The organism is Anaeromyxobacter sp. Fw109-5, assembly GCF_000017505.1.
GTDB lineage: Bacteria > Myxococcota > Myxococcia > Myxococcales > Anaeromyxobacteraceae > Anaeromyxobacter.
In genome coordinates this window covers 4,285,106-4,299,858 of sequence record NC_009675.1, presented here as the reverse complement: position 1 = coordinate 4,299,858, position 14,753 = coordinate 4,285,106, and the positions used below count along the sequence as shown (strand labels likewise).

Annotated in this window: 13 protein-coding genes, 1 tRNA gene and 1 pseudogene; 8 read left to right on the top strand and 7 right to left on the bottom strand. The window is 69.6% G+C overall.

Features of this window, described 5'->3' with window-relative positions:
- Window positions 1–73 precede the first annotated feature (73 nt).
- Genes ANAE109_RS18920 through pgsA form a run of 3 tightly spaced genes read left to right on the top strand, consistent with a single transcriptional unit; the run spans window position 74 to window position 2,926 of the window.
- Window positions 74–703, top strand: coding sequence for a lytic transglycosylase domain-containing protein (locus ANAE109_RS18920; RefSeq protein ID WP_012098492.1), 630 nt, complete (start codon window positions 74–76; stop codon window positions 701–703).
- Between the two features lie 4 nt (window positions 704–707).
- Window positions 708–2,195: a tetratricopeptide repeat protein gene (locus ANAE109_RS18915; RefSeq protein WP_012098491.1), complete on the top strand. Its 1,488-nt coding sequence runs from the start codon at window positions 708–710 to the stop codon at window positions 2,193–2,195.
- Window positions 2,192–2,926 carry a CDP-diacylglycerol--glycerol-3-phosphate 3-phosphatidyltransferase gene (gene pgsA, locus ANAE109_RS18910; RefSeq protein ID WP_012098490.1) on the top strand — a complete coding sequence of 245 codons (735 nt, stop codon included), beginning with the start codon at window positions 2,192–2,194 and terminating at the stop codon, window positions 2,924–2,926. The genes ANAE109_RS18915 and pgsA overlap by 4 nt, the downstream gene beginning before the upstream one ends.
- Here the strand turns inward: pgsA and ANAE109_RS18905 are convergent.
- Window positions 2,824–4,014: a glycosyltransferase family 9 protein gene (locus ANAE109_RS18905; protein WP_234945184.1), complete on the bottom strand. Its 1,191-nt coding sequence runs from the start codon at window positions 4,012–4,014 to the stop codon at window positions 2,824–2,826. The genes pgsA and ANAE109_RS18905 overlap by 103 nt on opposite strands.
- A 115-nt stretch (window positions 4,015–4,129) precedes the next feature.
- On the opposite strand from ANAE109_RS18905, the gene ANAE109_RS18900 reads away from it, so the two are divergent.
- A tRNA-Gly gene (locus tag ANAE109_RS18900) sits at window positions 4,130–4,204 on the top strand.
- 76 nt (window positions 4,205–4,280) lie between these two features.
- Here ANAE109_RS18900 and ANAE109_RS26215 read toward each other — a convergent pair.
- Entirely contained in the window at window positions 4,281–4,619 is a 339-nt protein-coding gene (locus ANAE109_RS26215) for a tyrosine-type recombinase/integrase (RefSeq protein ID WP_083776960.1), read from the bottom strand.
- A gap of 81 nt (window positions 4,620–4,700) precedes the next feature.
- On the opposite strand from ANAE109_RS26215, the pseudogene ANAE109_RS26210 reads away from it, so the two are divergent.
- Window positions 4,701–5,333 (top strand): annotated as a pseudogene (locus ANAE109_RS26210) (DUF4011 domain-containing protein); the annotation flags it as partial.
- Here ANAE109_RS26210 and ANAE109_RS25625 read toward each other — a convergent pair.
- The gene (locus ANAE109_RS25625; protein ID WP_012098487.1) at window positions 5,259–5,525 is read right to left on the bottom strand and encodes a hypothetical protein; all 267 of its coding nucleotides are present in this window, start codon (window positions 5,523–5,525) and stop codon (window positions 5,259–5,261) included. The pseudogene ANAE109_RS26210 and the gene ANAE109_RS25625 overlap by 75 nt on opposite strands.
- A gap of 40 nt (window positions 5,526–5,565) precedes the next feature.
- On the opposite strand from ANAE109_RS25625, the gene ANAE109_RS18885 reads away from it, so the two are divergent.
- Entirely contained in the window at window positions 5,566–9,552 is a 3,987-nt protein-coding gene (locus ANAE109_RS18885; protein WP_012098486.1) for a DUF3320 domain-containing protein, read from the top strand.
- A gap of 653 nt (window positions 9,553–10,205) precedes the next feature.
- Here ANAE109_RS18885 and ANAE109_RS18880 read toward each other — a convergent pair.
- Genes ANAE109_RS18880 through ANAE109_RS18870 form a run of 3 tightly spaced genes read right to left on the bottom strand, consistent with a single transcriptional unit; the run spans window position 10,206 to window position 12,558 of the window.
- Window positions 10,206–11,753, bottom strand: a complete 1,548-nt coding sequence (locus ANAE109_RS18880; RefSeq protein WP_012098485.1) for an IS66-like element ISAnsp12 family transposase — start codon at window positions 11,751–11,753, stop codon at window positions 10,206–10,208.
- 19 nt (window positions 11,754–11,772) lie between these two features.
- A complete protein-coding gene (gene tnpB, locus ANAE109_RS24670; RefSeq protein WP_012098484.1) occupies window positions 11,773–12,168 on the bottom strand; it encodes an IS66 family insertion sequence element accessory protein TnpB in 396 nt (131 codons plus the stop codon).
- Window positions 12,169–12,171: 3 nt separating this feature from the next.
- Complete coding sequence (locus ANAE109_RS18870; protein WP_012098482.1) at window positions 12,172–12,558, bottom strand: hypothetical protein; 387 nt, start codon at window positions 12,556–12,558, stop codon at window positions 12,172–12,174.
- Between the two features lie 527 nt (window positions 12,559–13,085).
- On the opposite strand from ANAE109_RS18870, the gene ANAE109_RS18865 reads away from it, so the two are divergent.
- Together ANAE109_RS18865 and ANAE109_RS18860 are read left to right on the top strand one after the other, a co-directional pair.
- Entirely contained in the window at window positions 13,086–13,439 is a 354-nt protein-coding gene (locus tag ANAE109_RS18865; RefSeq protein WP_012098479.1) for a type II toxin-antitoxin system RelE/ParE family toxin, read from the top strand.
- Window positions 13,436–13,747, top strand: a complete 312-nt coding sequence (locus tag ANAE109_RS18860) for a helix-turn-helix domain-containing protein (protein ID WP_012098478.1) — start codon at window positions 13,436–13,438, stop codon at window positions 13,745–13,747. The genes ANAE109_RS18865 and ANAE109_RS18860 overlap by 4 nt, the downstream gene beginning before the upstream one ends.
- A gap of 219 nt (window positions 13,748–13,966) precedes the next feature.
- Here the strand turns inward: ANAE109_RS18860 and ANAE109_RS18855 are convergent, their stop codons facing one another.
- Window positions 13,967–14,677 carry a gamma-glutamyl-gamma-aminobutyrate hydrolase family protein gene (locus tag ANAE109_RS18855; RefSeq protein ID WP_012098477.1) on the bottom strand — a complete coding sequence of 237 codons (711 nt, stop codon included), beginning with the start codon at window positions 14,675–14,677 and terminating at the stop codon, window positions 13,967–13,969.
- Between the last annotated feature and the right edge of the window lie 76 nt (window positions 14,678–14,753).

Here is a 14,753-nt window from a genome sequence, read left to right as displayed (position 1 = left end):
CATGTGTGCCTGCGCCGTCGGGGGAATAAAGTTGTCCGTCCGGACGTGCTCTTGGTAGGTTTTTCGCACCTGAATGTCCGGCCCGCGCTCCCTCGTCGGCCTCGCCCTCGTGGGGCTCCTCTCCGCGCCCGCGCTCGCGTCGGCCGGTGACGTCTACTCGTACGTCGACGCCGACGGCGTGGTCCACTTCTCCAACGCCCCCGATGACCCCCGCTACAAGCGCGTGCACCGCTCGCGGAGCGGCGGCGGCGTCTACCAGTCGGGCTCGCGTCCCCAGGCGCGCGCGCGGCGGGCGTCGAGCGATCGCCAGCGCGAGTGGCGCGAGCACATCGCGGCGGCGGCCCAGCGCTACGCGCTGCCCGAGGCGCTGCTCCTCGCCGTGATGTCGGTGGAGTCGAACTTCGACCAGCGCGCGCTGTCGGAGAAGGGCGCGATGGGGCTCATGCAGCTCATGCCGGGGACGGCGAAGGACATGTTCGTGTCCGACGCGTGGGATCCCGGGCAGAACATCGAGGGCGGCGCGCGCTACCTGCGCATCCTCGCGAACCAGTACCAGGGCGACCTCGTGAGGACCCTCGCCGCGTACAACGCCGGGCCCGAGGCGGTCCGCCGCGCGGGTGGCGACGTCCCGAACATCCCGGAGACGCGCGAGTACGTCCGCAAGGTCGTCGCCCTGTACGAGGCCTTCAAGGCCGGGAAGTGAAGCTTTGGCCAGGCGCGGCGGCACCCACGAGGTCGAGGGGCTCGACGAGGAGTTCCTGTTCCACCTGACGCGCGGCACCGAGCTCATCGGCGCCGGCGACGCCGACGGCGCACGCGCGGCGCTGGAGCGCGCCCGCACCCTGCGCCCCAAGGACGTGAAGGTCCTCGGCCTGCTCGGCCAGGCGTACTACCGGCTCGCCCGGTTCGAGGACGCGGGTGACGTGTGGCAGCGGCTCGTGGACGAGAGCCCGGTCGAGCCGATCGCGCGCGTGAACCTCGGGCTCGCGTGGCTCAAGGCGAAGCGATACCCGGAGGCCGCCAGGCAGCTCGAGATCGCGCTCGACCTCAACCCCGACCACCGCAAGGCCATGGGCTACCTCGGCCTCGCGCTGCTCGAGGGCGGCGACCCCGCCGCGGCGCGCGGCTGGTTCGCGAAGGCCGGCAGCGAGCAGATGGTGGCGCGCTGCGACGCGCTGCTCGCGGGCGCCACCGCCTCCGAGCCGCTCGAGGCCGGAGGCGAGGCGGCCGCGGGCGAGGCCCCCGCCGACGAGGCCCGCATCGACGGAGCCGCCGCCGACGAGCCCCCCATCGACGAGGCCCCCATCGACGAGGCCCCCATCGACGAGGCCCCCATCGACGAGGCCCCCATCGACGAGGCCCCCATCGACGAGGCCCCCGCCTACGAGGCTGCCGTCGAGGAGGCCGAGATCGCGGCGCGGGTCCATTCGCTCGAGCCGCTCCCGAGGCCGGTCCCGGCGCCGCTCACGGCGGAGGAGCGCGCGGCGCCCGTCGCCGAGCCCGAGCCGCCGGCCCCCCCAGCGGCCGCCCCCGCGCCCGCGGACGCGCCGGCGACGCTCTCGGCGTGGGCGGCGGCGCGCGTCGTGGCAGCGGACGGACGCGGCGCCTTCGACGTGCGCGACGGCGTGCTCTCGGTCTCGGTGCGTGGCGAGGTGCGCGTGCGCCTCGCCGGGCTCTTCGCCCTCCGCGGGGACGTGGCCTTGGCCGGCGACGTGAAGCGGTTCCGCGGCCGCACGACGGACACGCCCTTCGGCGAGGGCGCGGAGCGCATGCACCGCGCGAGCGGCGAGGGGGTCCTCCTCCTCCGCGCCGGCGATCGCCGCCTCACCGCGATCGAGCTCGGCGGCGAGGCCGCGTACTTCCGCGAGGACGCGGTGTGCGGCCTCGACGGGACCATCGCCTTCGAGAACGGGCGGGTGCCCTCTTCCGCCGGCGAGCTGAACCTCGTGCACATCCGCGGCGAGGGGGCGCTGCTCCTCGCGACCCGCGGGGCGCCCGTGGCCGTCGACGTGCTCCCCGGCGCGCCGCTGCGGCTGCCCGTCGCCGCGCTCGTCGGCTGGACCGGCGCGCTCACCCCGCGGCTCGGGCCGCTCGCCGAGGACGCGGAGTGGACGCCGCTCGCGGTGGAGCTCACGGGCGAGGGCCGCGCGATCGCCGATCCCGACGCGGTCGCGGAGGCCGGGAGCGCGCCGTGAGCGACTCGTCCCGCACCCTCGCGCGCGAGTTCCTGAACGCCCCCAACGCGATCACGCTCACGCGCATCGCGATGATCCCGGTGTTCCTCTGGTTCACCTTCCACGAGTCCCGCGTCGACAGCTTCATCGCCTGCGTCGTGTACGCCGTGACCGGTGCGACCGACTTCCTCGACGGCTTCGTCGCGCGCCGCAAGAACCTGGTCACGGTGATCGGGAAGTTCCTCGACCCGCTCGCCGACAAGCTCATCGTGATGGCGGCGCTCGTGATGCTCGTCCACCTCGGCCGCGTCACGGCCTGGGTGGTGATCGTCATCATGGCCCGCGAGTTCATCGTGACCGGCCTGCGCACCATCGCGATGAGCGAGGGGATCGTCATCGCGGCGGGACAGGAAGGGAAGCACAAGACGGCGTTCCAGGTCGCGGCCATCACCTTCCTGCTGCTCCACTACACCTACCCGATCGACGCGATCTTCTTCTCCTTCGATCTCGACGGGAACCGCGTCGGAACCTGGCTCCTCTACATCTCGCTCTTCTTCTCGGTGCTCTCGGCGGTGAAGTACTTCGTCGGCTTCATCGAGGCGGTCTACCGGACGCCGGCGCGCCCCGAGGGGCGGGACCGCGCCGCCGGCTACGGCCGCGACGGCGAGAGGAGCCGGTCGCAGGCGGCGAGCACCGCGTCCGACTCGGACTCGGCGCGCACCTCCGCGGCGGCGAAGCCCGGCACGAGGTGACCCCAGCGCGCGGAGTCGCCGCGGAAGAAGACGCCGACCGTCGGGGTCCCCACGGCGACGCCGAGGTGCATGGGGCCCGAGTTGTTCGAGACGACGAGGCTCGCCCTGCGCATCAGCCCGGCGAGCAGCGCGAGGTCGGTCGGCGGCGCGAGCGTGGCGCCCGAGCCGTCCGCGATGGCGCGCGCGAGCGGCTCCTCGCCGGGGCCCCACACCACGAGCACCTCCAGCCCGCGCGCCGCGAGGCCGCGCGCCACCGCGGCGTAGGCCTCCGGAGGCCAGCGACGATCGGCGAGGCGTGCGCCGGGGTTGAGGAGCGCGAAGGAGCGGCCGGAGAGGCCGGCCTCGCCGAGCACCACTTCGGCGGGGCGGGGGTCGGCGCCGAGCGAGGTGTCGAGCGCAAGGCCGTGTGGTCGCAGGCCGAGCGGGGAGAGGAGCTCGAGCTTCGCGGGAACCTCCACCGCGTTCGCAGGATCGTGCGGGACGGGGTGGGAGAGGAAGCGGGCCGAATCGCCGCGGTCGTGGCCCACGATGGCGCCGTGGCGCCCGCCCACGATGCGCGCCAGCAGCGCCGCCGTGAGCGAGAAGGCCGACCAGTGGCCGGCCTCGACGACGAGGTCGTAGCGCTCGCGCCGGAGCGCGCGGACGAGACCGAGGAACCGGCCGGGGGCGCGGAAGGCGTCCCGCTTCTGCCACAGGACCGCCCGGTCGACGTGGGGGGAGCCGACGAGGTGGCCCTGCTTCGGCGCGAGGAGGTGGAGCTGCGCCTGCGGCAGCCCGAGCTTGAGCGCGCGCAGGAGCGGCGTCGTGAGGAGCTGGTTGCCCACCCGCTCGTCCACGCGGATGACGAGGACCTTGCGGATGTGGGAGAGCGGCGGCAGCGCGGCGCGCGGCCGCGGCCAGAGCAGGTTCGCGAGGCCGAGGACGAGGACGCGTCCCACCGCACGGAGCGCCGTGCCCGCCGCGCCGCGCTTCGTCCCGCCGCCCACGCGCGCGCGGAGCCTGCGGTCCTCGGCGCGGCGCCGGGCCGCCTCGCGGAGCTGCGCGAGCGGGGAGGAGGCGCCGTGGGAGGGGTCGTTCGGGGTCGTCACGAGGGCCGCGGATGTTAGCACCGGCGGCCTTCGCCGCTGCCTCGCGAGCCCGTGAGCAGGACCCTTGACACCATCCCGGAGGGCCTCTATAACCGGCGTCCTTCGCAGGAATTCTGCGGGAATAGCTCAGTGGTAGAGCATCGCCTTGCCAAGGCGAGGGTCGAGGGTTCAAATCCCTTTTCCCGCTCCAGTCAAGCCCCCGGTCCGCCGGGGGCTTTTTCATTTTCTGCTCCGTGCCCGTCGGGAACCGCGGAAGCGGCGCCTAGTCATGGGTGCCCGTTCCTCTCCGCTGGTGGGTCGCTCCTCTCTGCTCGCGGTGAGCCTGTCGAACCGCGGGCGGTCCGCGCCCCAGTTCGTCCCGAACGTAGGCGCGCGTAGCGCGCCGAAGTCGAGGGCCCATCGAGCAGCCGGACCGCGTCCCTCTTCACGTTCGGCGAGAGGTGTGCGTACCTCATCGTCACGTCGATGGTGGCATGCCCCAGGAGCTCCTGGACGGCCTTCAGGGCCACGCTGCGCATGACAAGGTGGGACGCGAAAGTGTCGTGTCTCACGACACACCTTCGCGTCACAGCAAGAACGTCATTACTCTGGGTCGGGGGTCTCATTCGCACTCACTGGCGAAACGGTCGCGTCCGGCCTCGTGCTAGGCTCCGAGGGGAACGCGCGACGTTCGGGAGAGTTCCCGCATGCCCAGCGAACAATCCGGAGCGGCCTCATACACGGAAGCACCCGTGGATGCGGCGAGGCAACGCCAGCAACGCCTCCTTGAACGCGCGTTCGCCACGTGGCGCGGTCGGCTTCTGGATCTGACGGGGCGTAACCGTGCGCTGAACTACCGCCCGACGAAGGTTTCGACGCTCACGATCGTCGATGAGAAGCCTGCTGAGGTGTACCGGCTGCTCGTGGGGGAGGAGCGGCCCTTCACCTTCTCGGCGGTGCTCCCCTCCGCCAAGGACGGCGAGAGACCCCAGCCGGCAGAGGCCGGCGAAGGGCAACTCGGACTCGAGCTTGGTCTGCCGGAAGCCGAGGCCACGGGAGACGTCGCCGCCCCTGGGTTCACGCCATACGAGCGCGAGGACGTCACCGACCAGCACCGCGACACGATCCTCCAGTGCCACACGACGCCCGAGGGCCTCGACCTCAGCCTTCGCCGCATCGCCGAGCAGCAGCGGATGAGCATCGAGGAGCAGGGCGTCAATACGGTCTTCCTCGCGCTGGGGTTCCTGCACTACACGGAATCGGACTCATCCCAGGAACCGTTGCGGGCGCCGCTCGTTCTCGTCCCCGTCACCCTCGAGCGTGCAAGCGCGAAGGCGGGATACAAGCTCATGCTCGCGGAAGACGAGCCGATGGTGAATCCATCGCTCGTGGAGTACCTGCGCCGCATCCACCAGTTCGACTCGTTTCCCGTCATCCCGGAGCCGGGCGACGACGAGCAGTCGTTCGACCTCGTCCCGTTCTTCACGGCGGTCGCGGAGCGCGTGAAGCAACTCGAAAAGGTGGCGAGTCACCGACCAGATCGTCCTCGCTCCGTTCAGTTTCCAGAAGCTCGTGATCTACAAGGACATCGAGCAGAACGAGGCAGCGTTCGCCATGCATCCCCTCGTCCGCAGGGTGGTGCTGAAGGAAGGAGAACCCGCGCACGATCTGCCAGCGGAGATCAAGGGGCTCGATCTCGACGCCGAGTACCCGCCGGAGATCACGAACCAGGTTGTCGATGCCGACTCGTCACAGCTGCGCGCGATCGCCGCCGTCGCGGCCGGGCACGACCTCGTCATCCACGGACCGCCGGGAACGGGGAAGAGCCAGACGATCACGAACCTGATCGCCGATGCGATCGGTGCCGGCAAGCGCGTCCTCTTCGTGAGCGAGAAGATGGCGGCGCTCGAGGTCGTCCACCGGCGTCTCGTGGACGCGCGTCTCGGGGAGTTCTGCCTCGAGCTTCACTCGACCAAGGCCCGCAAGTCGGACGTGATCGAATCGCTCCGGACCGCGCTCGAGCGGAGCGGCGATGCCACGAAGGGAGTCGTCAAGAGCGCCACCGAGCTCGCCAGGGCGCGCGGGCACCTCAATGCGTACGCGCGCGAGGTCCACACGCGGCGGACGGCCCTCAACTGCACGACCTACGAGGCCGTCGGCGCGTTCGAGGCGGTCTACGACGCCCCGAGATTCCCGTATCCGGGCGATCCGCGGGCGCTCACCGCTGACCACCTCGCGGACCTGCGGGAGCGGACCCGGCACGTCGAGACCCAGGGGGTCGCGGTTGCTCCCGTCGGGAAGAACGGATGGCGGGAGTCGAGGATCACCGCCTTCTCGGAATCGATCGCTGAGCGCATCGGGCAGGTTGTCGGGGTCACGGCGAAACTCGCCGAGGACTTCGTCGCCCAGGCCCGAAAGGTCCATGAGCGGTTCGGAGTTCGCGAGCCCGCGACGATTCGGAGCGTTCCCGAGATCGTCGAGCTCGCAGAGCACCTCGATGCGTCGCCCGGCATCAATCTTGCCCTCCTGCGAGACCCAGCCTGGGCTTCGCCACCGCGCGACACGACGGAGCTCATCAAGGAAGGCCGGCAGGTGGCCGCGTTCACGGCGCGGATCGCGGAGAAGTACCGGGGCGAGATGATCGAGTCGCTATCCGAGGACGACCTCGGGTACGTCGATGCGAAGCTCGGCTCCGCGTTCGCGTTCCTGGCCTTCTTCGCTCCCCGGTATCGCGACGTGCGGCGGCGCATGAAGGCCATGCGCCGCGATGGCGGGAAGCTCGGTGTCGTCGAGCAGGTCGCGGACCTCAAGGCGGTTCCAAGCTGGCGCCGCAGAAGTGAAGCTCTGGACGCGCATGCGGATGCCCGAGAATGGTTCGGGAGTGACTGGCGTGGCGCCGCCTCGGACTGGGGGGACCTCGAGAAGCGTCTCGATTGGCTCGCACGTTTCCATGCGCTCGTCGCCCGTCACGGCACCCTCGGCGAAGCGGGGTACGAACGCGCTCAACGCAACGCGCAGGGGGACAGTCTTCCGACGGAACTCGCGCGTACCGCAAACGCCCTCACGGACGCGCTCGCGGAGGTTCGTCAGCTGCTCGCGTGGCGCCAAGGGTACCTTGAGAACGAACCGGTCGCCTGGGTTCGGTCTCGGCTGGGCGAGGTCACTCGGGACCTGACGCTGGGAGCCTCTTGGGCAGCATTCGTCCGAGCGGCCAACGGGCTCGCTCACTCGCCAGCCGCAGCGATTGCCGAGGCGGCCTTTCGAGGAGAGATCGCGCCGGACCACGTCGGCGCGGCGTTCCGGCGCGCACTCTACGGTTCGTGGCTCGATGCGGTGCTTCCGTCCGTCCCGGCACTCGCGGACTTCACGATTGGCACTCACGAAGAGCGCCGGCGCCAGTTCCAGAAGCTCGACACGCAGCTCCTTGCGGAGAAGCAGGGCGAGCTAGTCTCGCGGCTCCGGGAAACGGGGCAGCGGCGGTTCGCGAGCAGCTCCTCGGCCCACCGCACGTTCCTGTCGAAGGAGCTCGCGAAGCAGAAACGACACCGGCCGCTCAGGGTGATCCTGCGGGAGGCGCGCGAGGCGGTAATGGCGCTCAAGCCATGCTTCCTCATGAGCCCGCTCAGCGTGTCGCAGTTCCTTGTGCCCACCGCGGACTTCGATTTGGTCGTGTTCGACGAGGCGAGCCAGCTTCCGACCGAGGACGCCGTGGCCGCGGTCTCTCGCGGGAAGAAGCTCGTCGTGGTGGGTGACCCGAAGCAGCTGCCGCCCACGAACTTTTTCGCGGTTCAGGCGGGCGCCGCCGCCTCCCACGTGGACGAGGAGGGCGCGCCGGTGCTCGAGGAGACCGAGAGCGTGCTCGAGGAGTTCCAGGGCGTCGGCCTTCACCAGGCGCACCTCGAGTGGCACTACCGGAGCGCTCACGAGTCGCTCATCCAGTTTTCGAACGAGAAGTTCTACGGCAACCGGCTCGTTGTCTTCCCCAGCGCCGCCACCGACGCGCCGGATCGTGGAGTCAGGTTCGAGTTTGTCGAGGACGGTCAGTACGTCGGCGCGGGTTTGAATCCTGCCGAGGCGAGCCGGATCGCTAACGCAGTCGTCGAGCACTTCAAGACGAAGCCCGACCTCACGCTCGGGGTCGGAACGTTCAGCCAACGTCAGCAGATGGCGATCTGGGACGAGCTCGAGCGGATCCGAAGGGAAGACCCCTCGCTGGAGGAGTTTTTCGATCGAGCGAGGCACGAGCCGTTCTTCGTCAAGAACCTCGAGAACATTCAGGGCGACGAGCGAGACGTCATCTTCTTGAGCGTCACCTATGGCAAGCAGCCGGACGGCAGGCTCCGGTACAACTTCGGCCCGCTGAACCGTGAAAATGGCTGGCGGCGCCTCAACGTGCTGGTGAGCCGTGCGCGCAAGCAGATGCGGGTCTTCAGCTCGCTGCGGGCCGCCGACATCAACCCGACATCCGTCGCCACCCAGGGCCCCGCGCTCCTGGCCGACTTCCTACGGTTCGCGGAGACGGGGAAGATGATGGCGTCCGCGACAGGAACGGTGGCGGACGCCGAGAGCCCGTTCGAGGACGAGGTCGGTGAAGCGCTCGCGGACATGGGATACTTCGTCGATCGCCAGGTCGGGGTCGGCGCGTACCGCATCGACATCGGCGTGCGGAACCGCGATCGGCCCGGCATCTACCTTGCGGGCGTGGAGTGCGACGGAGCCGCTTACCACGCCGCACCATGCGCACGGGACCGAGACCGGCTGCGCCAGCACGTTCTGGAGCAGCGCGGCTGGGTCATCATCCGCGTCTGGTCGACGGACTGGTTCAGGGACCGCTCTCGAACGCTGGAGCGGCTGAAGAGGACGCTGGCCGAGTTGGGCGAGCGCCTCCACGAACCGGACGTCGTGGTACCCGACTCCGTGCTCTCCCAGCCGGTGGAGGACGGCCCAGAGCCACCGCCCGTTCCGACGGCCGCTCAACCGGCTCTTCAGATCGAGGGCGACGAGGCGCCGTTCGTCCGCCCCGAACTGCCGGTGTACAGGAAGGCTTCCGCCGGACGGATGTACCGCACCTCGTTGGCCGAGGCGAACGCCGCAACGGTCGCGCAGGAGGCTGCCCGCATTGTCGCGGTCGAGGGGCCGATTCACTATGACGAGGTCGTGGATCGGCTCATTGAGTTCTGGAACCACGAACGGCGCGGCACGCGCCTCGTCTCTGCTGCCGAGCAGGGCATCCGCGCCGCTACCAGGCCAGGCATGGTCAGCCGCAAGGACGGTTTCCTTTACGCAGATTCGTCGCCAGTGCGGCCGAGGAACAGGGCGATCCTGAACCAGGGCGCAGAGTGGGTCGCGCTCGAGGAACTCGAGGAAGCTGTACGGCTGATTCTCGACCGCGCCGGCTCGATGGCGGAGGATGACCTCGCGGCGGAGGTCCGCGAGGCGCTAGGACTGCGGCGTACCCAGGACGGGACGCCGCGGATCAAGCAAGCGATCCAGCGTCTCATCGAGCACCGAGTCGTCGTGTACGGAGTCTCCGGCCTGAGGCTTCGCCGCTCCGACTGATGCGCACCGTCACCCGACGATTCGTGACCGAAGGGCCCCAAGGCCCCAACCCATAGTATTCGTGACGCTTGGTGACGCACGACGACCGCGTCACGGAATGCGTGCGTAAGTGCGCGATGCGACAGCGTCCGCGACCTTGCAGCGAGCGCCAGCGCGGTAACCGGCCGGTGATCGACGTGTTGCGGCCGGATTCGATGCGTCGATTCAACGTGCCGGCAGGATCCGCTCCGAAGCCTCGACGATGAACGCTGCCCCGTCACGAGTGTGCCGCCTTCGAGCCGATACGGCGTGAGAACGATTCTGTTCAAGCCCTGCGGCACGTCGAGATGAAGGCAGATGGCGCGCTGCGTGGCTCCTTGTTCGGCTTGCAGGTCGACCATCGAGAAGAGCCCGACCGCGAGAATGCCGCTCCGGTCGCGGTTAACAATAGCCGCTCGAACGGTCTCGATGTTGCCATCGTCCGCGATGAGCGTTGACGTCGTCTGATCGGGAGCCAAGAGCACCGCAAACGGCGGAAAGCCCTTCTCATCGACGAGGCAAGCCCGAACGAACTGGTACCCTGGGTCCAAAAAGCGTTCCACATCCATGCCCGTCGACCTCCGAAAGGATCCGCCGGCGAGCCGATGCTACATCGGACCGTGCACCAGGCGACGTCACGAGGGCGCGCGTATCGGTGGGGGCGTCCAGTTGTGCGGCAGCAGCTCGTCGATCTGCGAGGCCGGGTGCGTCTGCACGCGGATGAGCACGTCGGCGAGGTAGTCGACTGGGTTCACGCCGTTCGCTTCGCAGGTCGCGATGAGCGAGTACAGGCCGGCGAGGTTCTCGCCGGCTTCGTTCGTGCCGACGAAGAGGAAGTTCTTCCGTCCGAGCGCGGCCACGCGGAGCGCGCGCTCGGAGGCGTTGTTGTCGATGGGCAGGTGCGGATCGGTGAGGAAGAGCGTCAGCGCGTCCCACTGGCCGAGCGCGTAGTTGATCGCCTCGCCCATCGGCCCCTTCGGCGGATGCCGTGGCTGCTCCGCGTCGAGCCACGCCTTGAAGTCGTCCATCACCGCGCGGCTCGCGCTCTGGCGCATCTCCAGGTGCTCGGGCGTGCCGAGGAGATCGGCGTCGAGCGCGGCCCGCTCGATCTTGTAGACCTCGAGGATGAAGTCCATCGCCTGCTTCGCGGCATCGGGCGCGACGGACTGGGCATCGAAGAACTTCCGGCGGACGTGCGCGAGGCAGCCGGCGCGGACACGCCGGCCGGGCATGGTCACGCGGTCGTAGCCCTTGTACGCGTCGGCGACGAGCTTGCCGGAGGTGCCCTCCAGCACGCGCTCGGGCGTCTCGCTCGAGCGGCTCGGCGAGAAGACGTACGCGATCATCTCGCGCTCGTCCTCGTCCTTTGCGATGAAGCTCCAGAGCCACGAGCGGCGCGTCTTCCCCTTCGCCTGCACGCGGTGCGACGTCTCGTCGGCGAGGACGATCTCCTTCTCCGCGACCACGTCGAGCAGCCGGTCGGAGATGGGTTTGGTGATCTCGGCCGTGCGGTGGAAGTAGTCGCCGAGCGTCGAGTCGTTCACCTGTACGCCGACGCGCCTGTACGCCTTTGCCTGGCGATGAAGGGGCAACGCGTCGGCGCACTTCGACACCGCGACCTGCGCCATGAAGGTGGGTCCGACGCGGGCCTTGTCGAAGACCTTCGTCGGCCCGTCCGCGGTGATGACGGTCTCGCCGCACTTGCAGCGCAACTTCTCCTGGATGTGGAGCTGTCGCTCCACGATCGCCGGAACGAGCTCGTACAGCTCGCTCATGGCCCCGTCGCCGAGCTTTGAGAAGTCTCGGCCTCCGCACTTCGGACAGACCTTCTGGTCCTCGCGGACCTTGTGCTCGATCTTCCGGGTGACGAGTTGGCGCTTCTTCTCCGCGTTCTCCCGCCGCGTCTGCAGCGCCGCGATGCGGTCGGCCTCGGCGCGCGCGGGGTCACGGAGCGCCGTCGCGAGCGGCGTAATCTTCTCGGAGCGCTTCCCGAAGACGTGCCGCTGGAGCTTCTCGACGGTGCCCTTTACCGATGCGAACTGCTCGCTCAGCTTCGTGAGCGACTCGCTCTGGGCCTGGATCGTCTGCGTCTGGGAGGCGATGGTCTTCTGCGCGGCGTCGAGCTGAACGGCAAGGCTCTCGGCCCGCTCGCGCCACTCGCAGTCGTGATCGCCGCTCCCCATCAACCATGTTCGATCACACTCAGATCGGCTTGTCCATGGGACGGCAGGCGGGACGATCCGCCTGGGACGGCGGCTCCCAGTGCGCGGGCCGACGAACGCGGCCGAACTCGATCCCGTCGAGCAGCATCGCGAGCTGTGTCGAGTCGATCTCGACGGCCATCGTGTCCTGCCCGATGTGCGGCAGTTTGAACTGCCCGCGCTCGAGTCGCTTGTAGAGAAGGACGAAGCCGCCCTTGTCCCAGGCGAGGATCTTCACGCGGTCCGCGCGCCTCGACAGGAACACGAAGAGATGGCCCGAGTAGGCGTCCTGGCGGAGCTCCTCCTGGACCACGCTCATCAGGCCGTCGATGGACTTCCGCATGTCTATCGGGTTCTTCCCGATGAAGATGCGGACCGACCGCGGGATGGTGATCACGGGCTACAGCGCCGCGGCGAGGGCCCGGAGGTACCGAAGGTCGGTTCCCGCGGGGAAGCGGACTCGGACGCCGGACGGGAGGGCCAGCTCGAGGAGCTCGTCGCCGCCGGCCGCCGCGATCACGGTGGTCCGCGGCTTCGCCGCGGACGCTACCACGCGCACCGGCAGCAGACGCGAGCCCTTCTCCGCGGTCACCTGCACGGGGGCTTGATCGGACGACCTGGCCGCCTCCGTCACGAGCGGACGCGACTCCTTGCGGAGCCGGTAGATCCAGTACCGCAGGTGGCTGAGTGAGATCCCGCGCTCCGTCGCGAAGTCGCGCTGCGTCAGGTCGCTCGACTCGAAGTCCGCCACAAGCTTCGTCCACCGCGTCCGATCCTGCTCGGCCATGCCGTCCTCCGTCGTGAGCGGAGGAGCATCAGCCCGGCCGGTCGGCCCTGCCAGACGTCGATCCCCGGGCGGTTACCCAGCGCGTCACAGCAAGAACGTCATTACTCTGAGTCCGGGTCTATTGGTCTAGGTCTAGGTCTAGGTCTACGTCTCCACCGCCGTGGTCGCCGGCGGCGGGATGATGCTGATGCCGTGCTGCACGTCCTGCTCCGCGGTGGTGGACGGCCCCATGACCGCCCCAGGCGGCACCGGTTGGCCCACCGTCCCGGAGTGCGCCAGTGCGCGCGGGACGGCGACCGTCGTTCAGCAGGGGCCGCAACACGTCGAGGCAACGTCGTGCGCGGCGCTGTTCGCGTCCGTGTAGGCGTCGATGAACGAGGCGCCGGCCAGCCGAGCGCGCGCTCCAGAGCGACGCCCAGACGGGCGAAGTCGGCCATCCGCGGCAGCTCGGATATGAGCTTGACGACATATGAGCCACAGCTTATATTCGGTCGGCTCGATGTCGGACGGGAGCAGTAGAGGACCGCATGGCCGTCGTCAATGCGACCGACGAGTTCGAGCAGTGGATCGAGGGCTTGAGCCACCGAGAGCAGAAGGCCGTGCTTCAAGTCGTGAAGATCCTCGAGCAGGTGGGCGTTGCGCTCGGCGAGCCGTATCCGAGCGCCCTCAAGGGGACGAAGCACCCGCTGCGCGAGCTTCGCCCGAAACGCGGTGGAAGCCCGCTCCGGATCATCTACGCGTTCGATCCTAGGCGGGAGGCGTTGCTCCTGCTCGGCGGCGACAAGGGGAACGACAAGCGCTTCTACGAACGGACGATCTCCAGGGCTGAGCAGCTATGGGAGGCGCACCTCGACGAACTGGAGAAGGGACGCGGGCGATGAAGGCCAAGACCAAGAGCTGGAAGCAGATCGAGAAGAGGCTCTTCACGCGCGAGGAGATCGCCGAGGCCGAGCGATTCGCGGAGCGCGAGATCCTCGAGATGAACCTTCGCGAGCTCCGGCAGGCAACCGGCAAGACCCAGGAGCAGGTAGCCCGCGCTGCGAAGATGAAACAGTCGGAGTTGTCGCGAGCCGAGCGACGCGAGGATCACCTGTTGTCGACTCTGCGGCGGTATGTCGAAGGGCTCGGCGGAGAGCTCCAAGTCGTCGCGCGGGTGGGGGGCAAGGTTGTGAAGCTGCGCGGCGTGTAGGCTTGAAAGCCCTCCGAGCGCTGCCGAGAGATGAACGGACCTCATCCATGGTTTCCGCTCGCCGACGCGCTCGCGCGGACGGCGGTCACCTGCCGGACGGCTTGGCGAAGTCTTCGTAACGGCACGCGTTATCCCCGATTCAAATCCCTTTTCCCGCTCGCGTAAATGAGAGGGGTTGGCGGCAACGCCAGCCCCTCTTCTCTTTTTTGCCGGTCTCCCTTACACGAATCGCTCGACCCACCGGCGCAGGAGCCCCGCCGCCTCGGGCGCCTCGCGCAGCGCCGCCACCACCTCGGCGTGGCGACCGGGGCGCCCGCGCTCAACCCAGGACCGCTCCTCGTTCGCCATGGCGCGAACCCGCGCCGCGTCGAACTCGGGGTGGAACTGGACGGCGCGCAGCCGCGGCCCGCGCCCGAACGCCTGCACGGGCGTGTGGTCGCCGCTCGCGAGGAGGACCGCGCTGGGCGGGACGGCCGCCACGTGGTCCTCGTGGAACTGCTGGACGGCGAGCTGCTCGGGGAGCCCCTCGAGCAGCGGGTCGGCCCGGCCTGCCCCGGTGAGCGCGACCTCGCACGTGCCAACCTCCGGGCCGCGCGGGTTCCGCTCCACCACGCCGCCGAGCGCCGCGGCGAGGAGCTGGTGGCCGAAGCAGACGCCGAGCACGGGGATGCGCTCCGAGGCCTCGAGGAGCGCGTCGCCGAGCGTGATCATCCAGGGCGCGCGCTCGGTCAGGCTTGCGTACGAGCCGGTGACCACGATCCCGTCGGCGGTCGCGGCCGCGTCGCGCACGCCCTGCCGGTGGACGAGTCGCACGTCCGCGGCGGGCTCCAGCCCCTCGCGGAACCACCGCTCGAAGCCGCCCAGCGCGGCTCGGGTCGCGGGTCCCGGGTCGCCGAGCAGGGCGAGGAGGACGGTGGGGCGGCGGGGCACGGGGGGAGTCTACAGGAACAGCACGTCTCTCACCCTCGCCGGTGTCCGCGCCCGCGCGGCGGGAGGGGCGCAGCGC

Bases quoted from the DNA above. Each gene is read 5' to 3' on its own strand.
- ANAE109_RS18920 (WP_012098492.1), top strand. From the start codon at position 74: ATGTCCGGCCCGCGCTCCCTCGTCGGCCTCGCCCTCGTGGGGCTCCTC.
- ANAE109_RS18865 (WP_012098479.1), top strand. From the start codon at position 13,086: ATGGCCGTCGTCAATGCGACCGACGAGTTCGAGCAGTGGATCGAGGGC.
- ANAE109_RS26215 (WP_083776960.1), bottom strand. From the start codon at position 4,619: ATGAGACCCCCGACCCAGAGTAATGACGTTCTTGCTGTGACGCGAAGG.
- ANAE109_RS18860 (WP_012098478.1), top strand. From the start codon at position 13,436: ATGAAGGCCAAGACCAAGAGCTGGAAGCAGATCGAGAAGAGGCTCTTC.
- ANAE109_RS18880 (WP_012098485.1), bottom strand. From the start codon at position 11,753: ATGGGGAGCGGCGATCACGACTGCGAGTGGCGCGAGCGGGCCGAGAGC.
- ANAE109_RS18870 (WP_012098482.1), bottom strand. From the start codon at position 12,558: ATGGCCGAGCAGGATCGGACGCGGTGGACGAAGCTTGTGGCGGACTTC.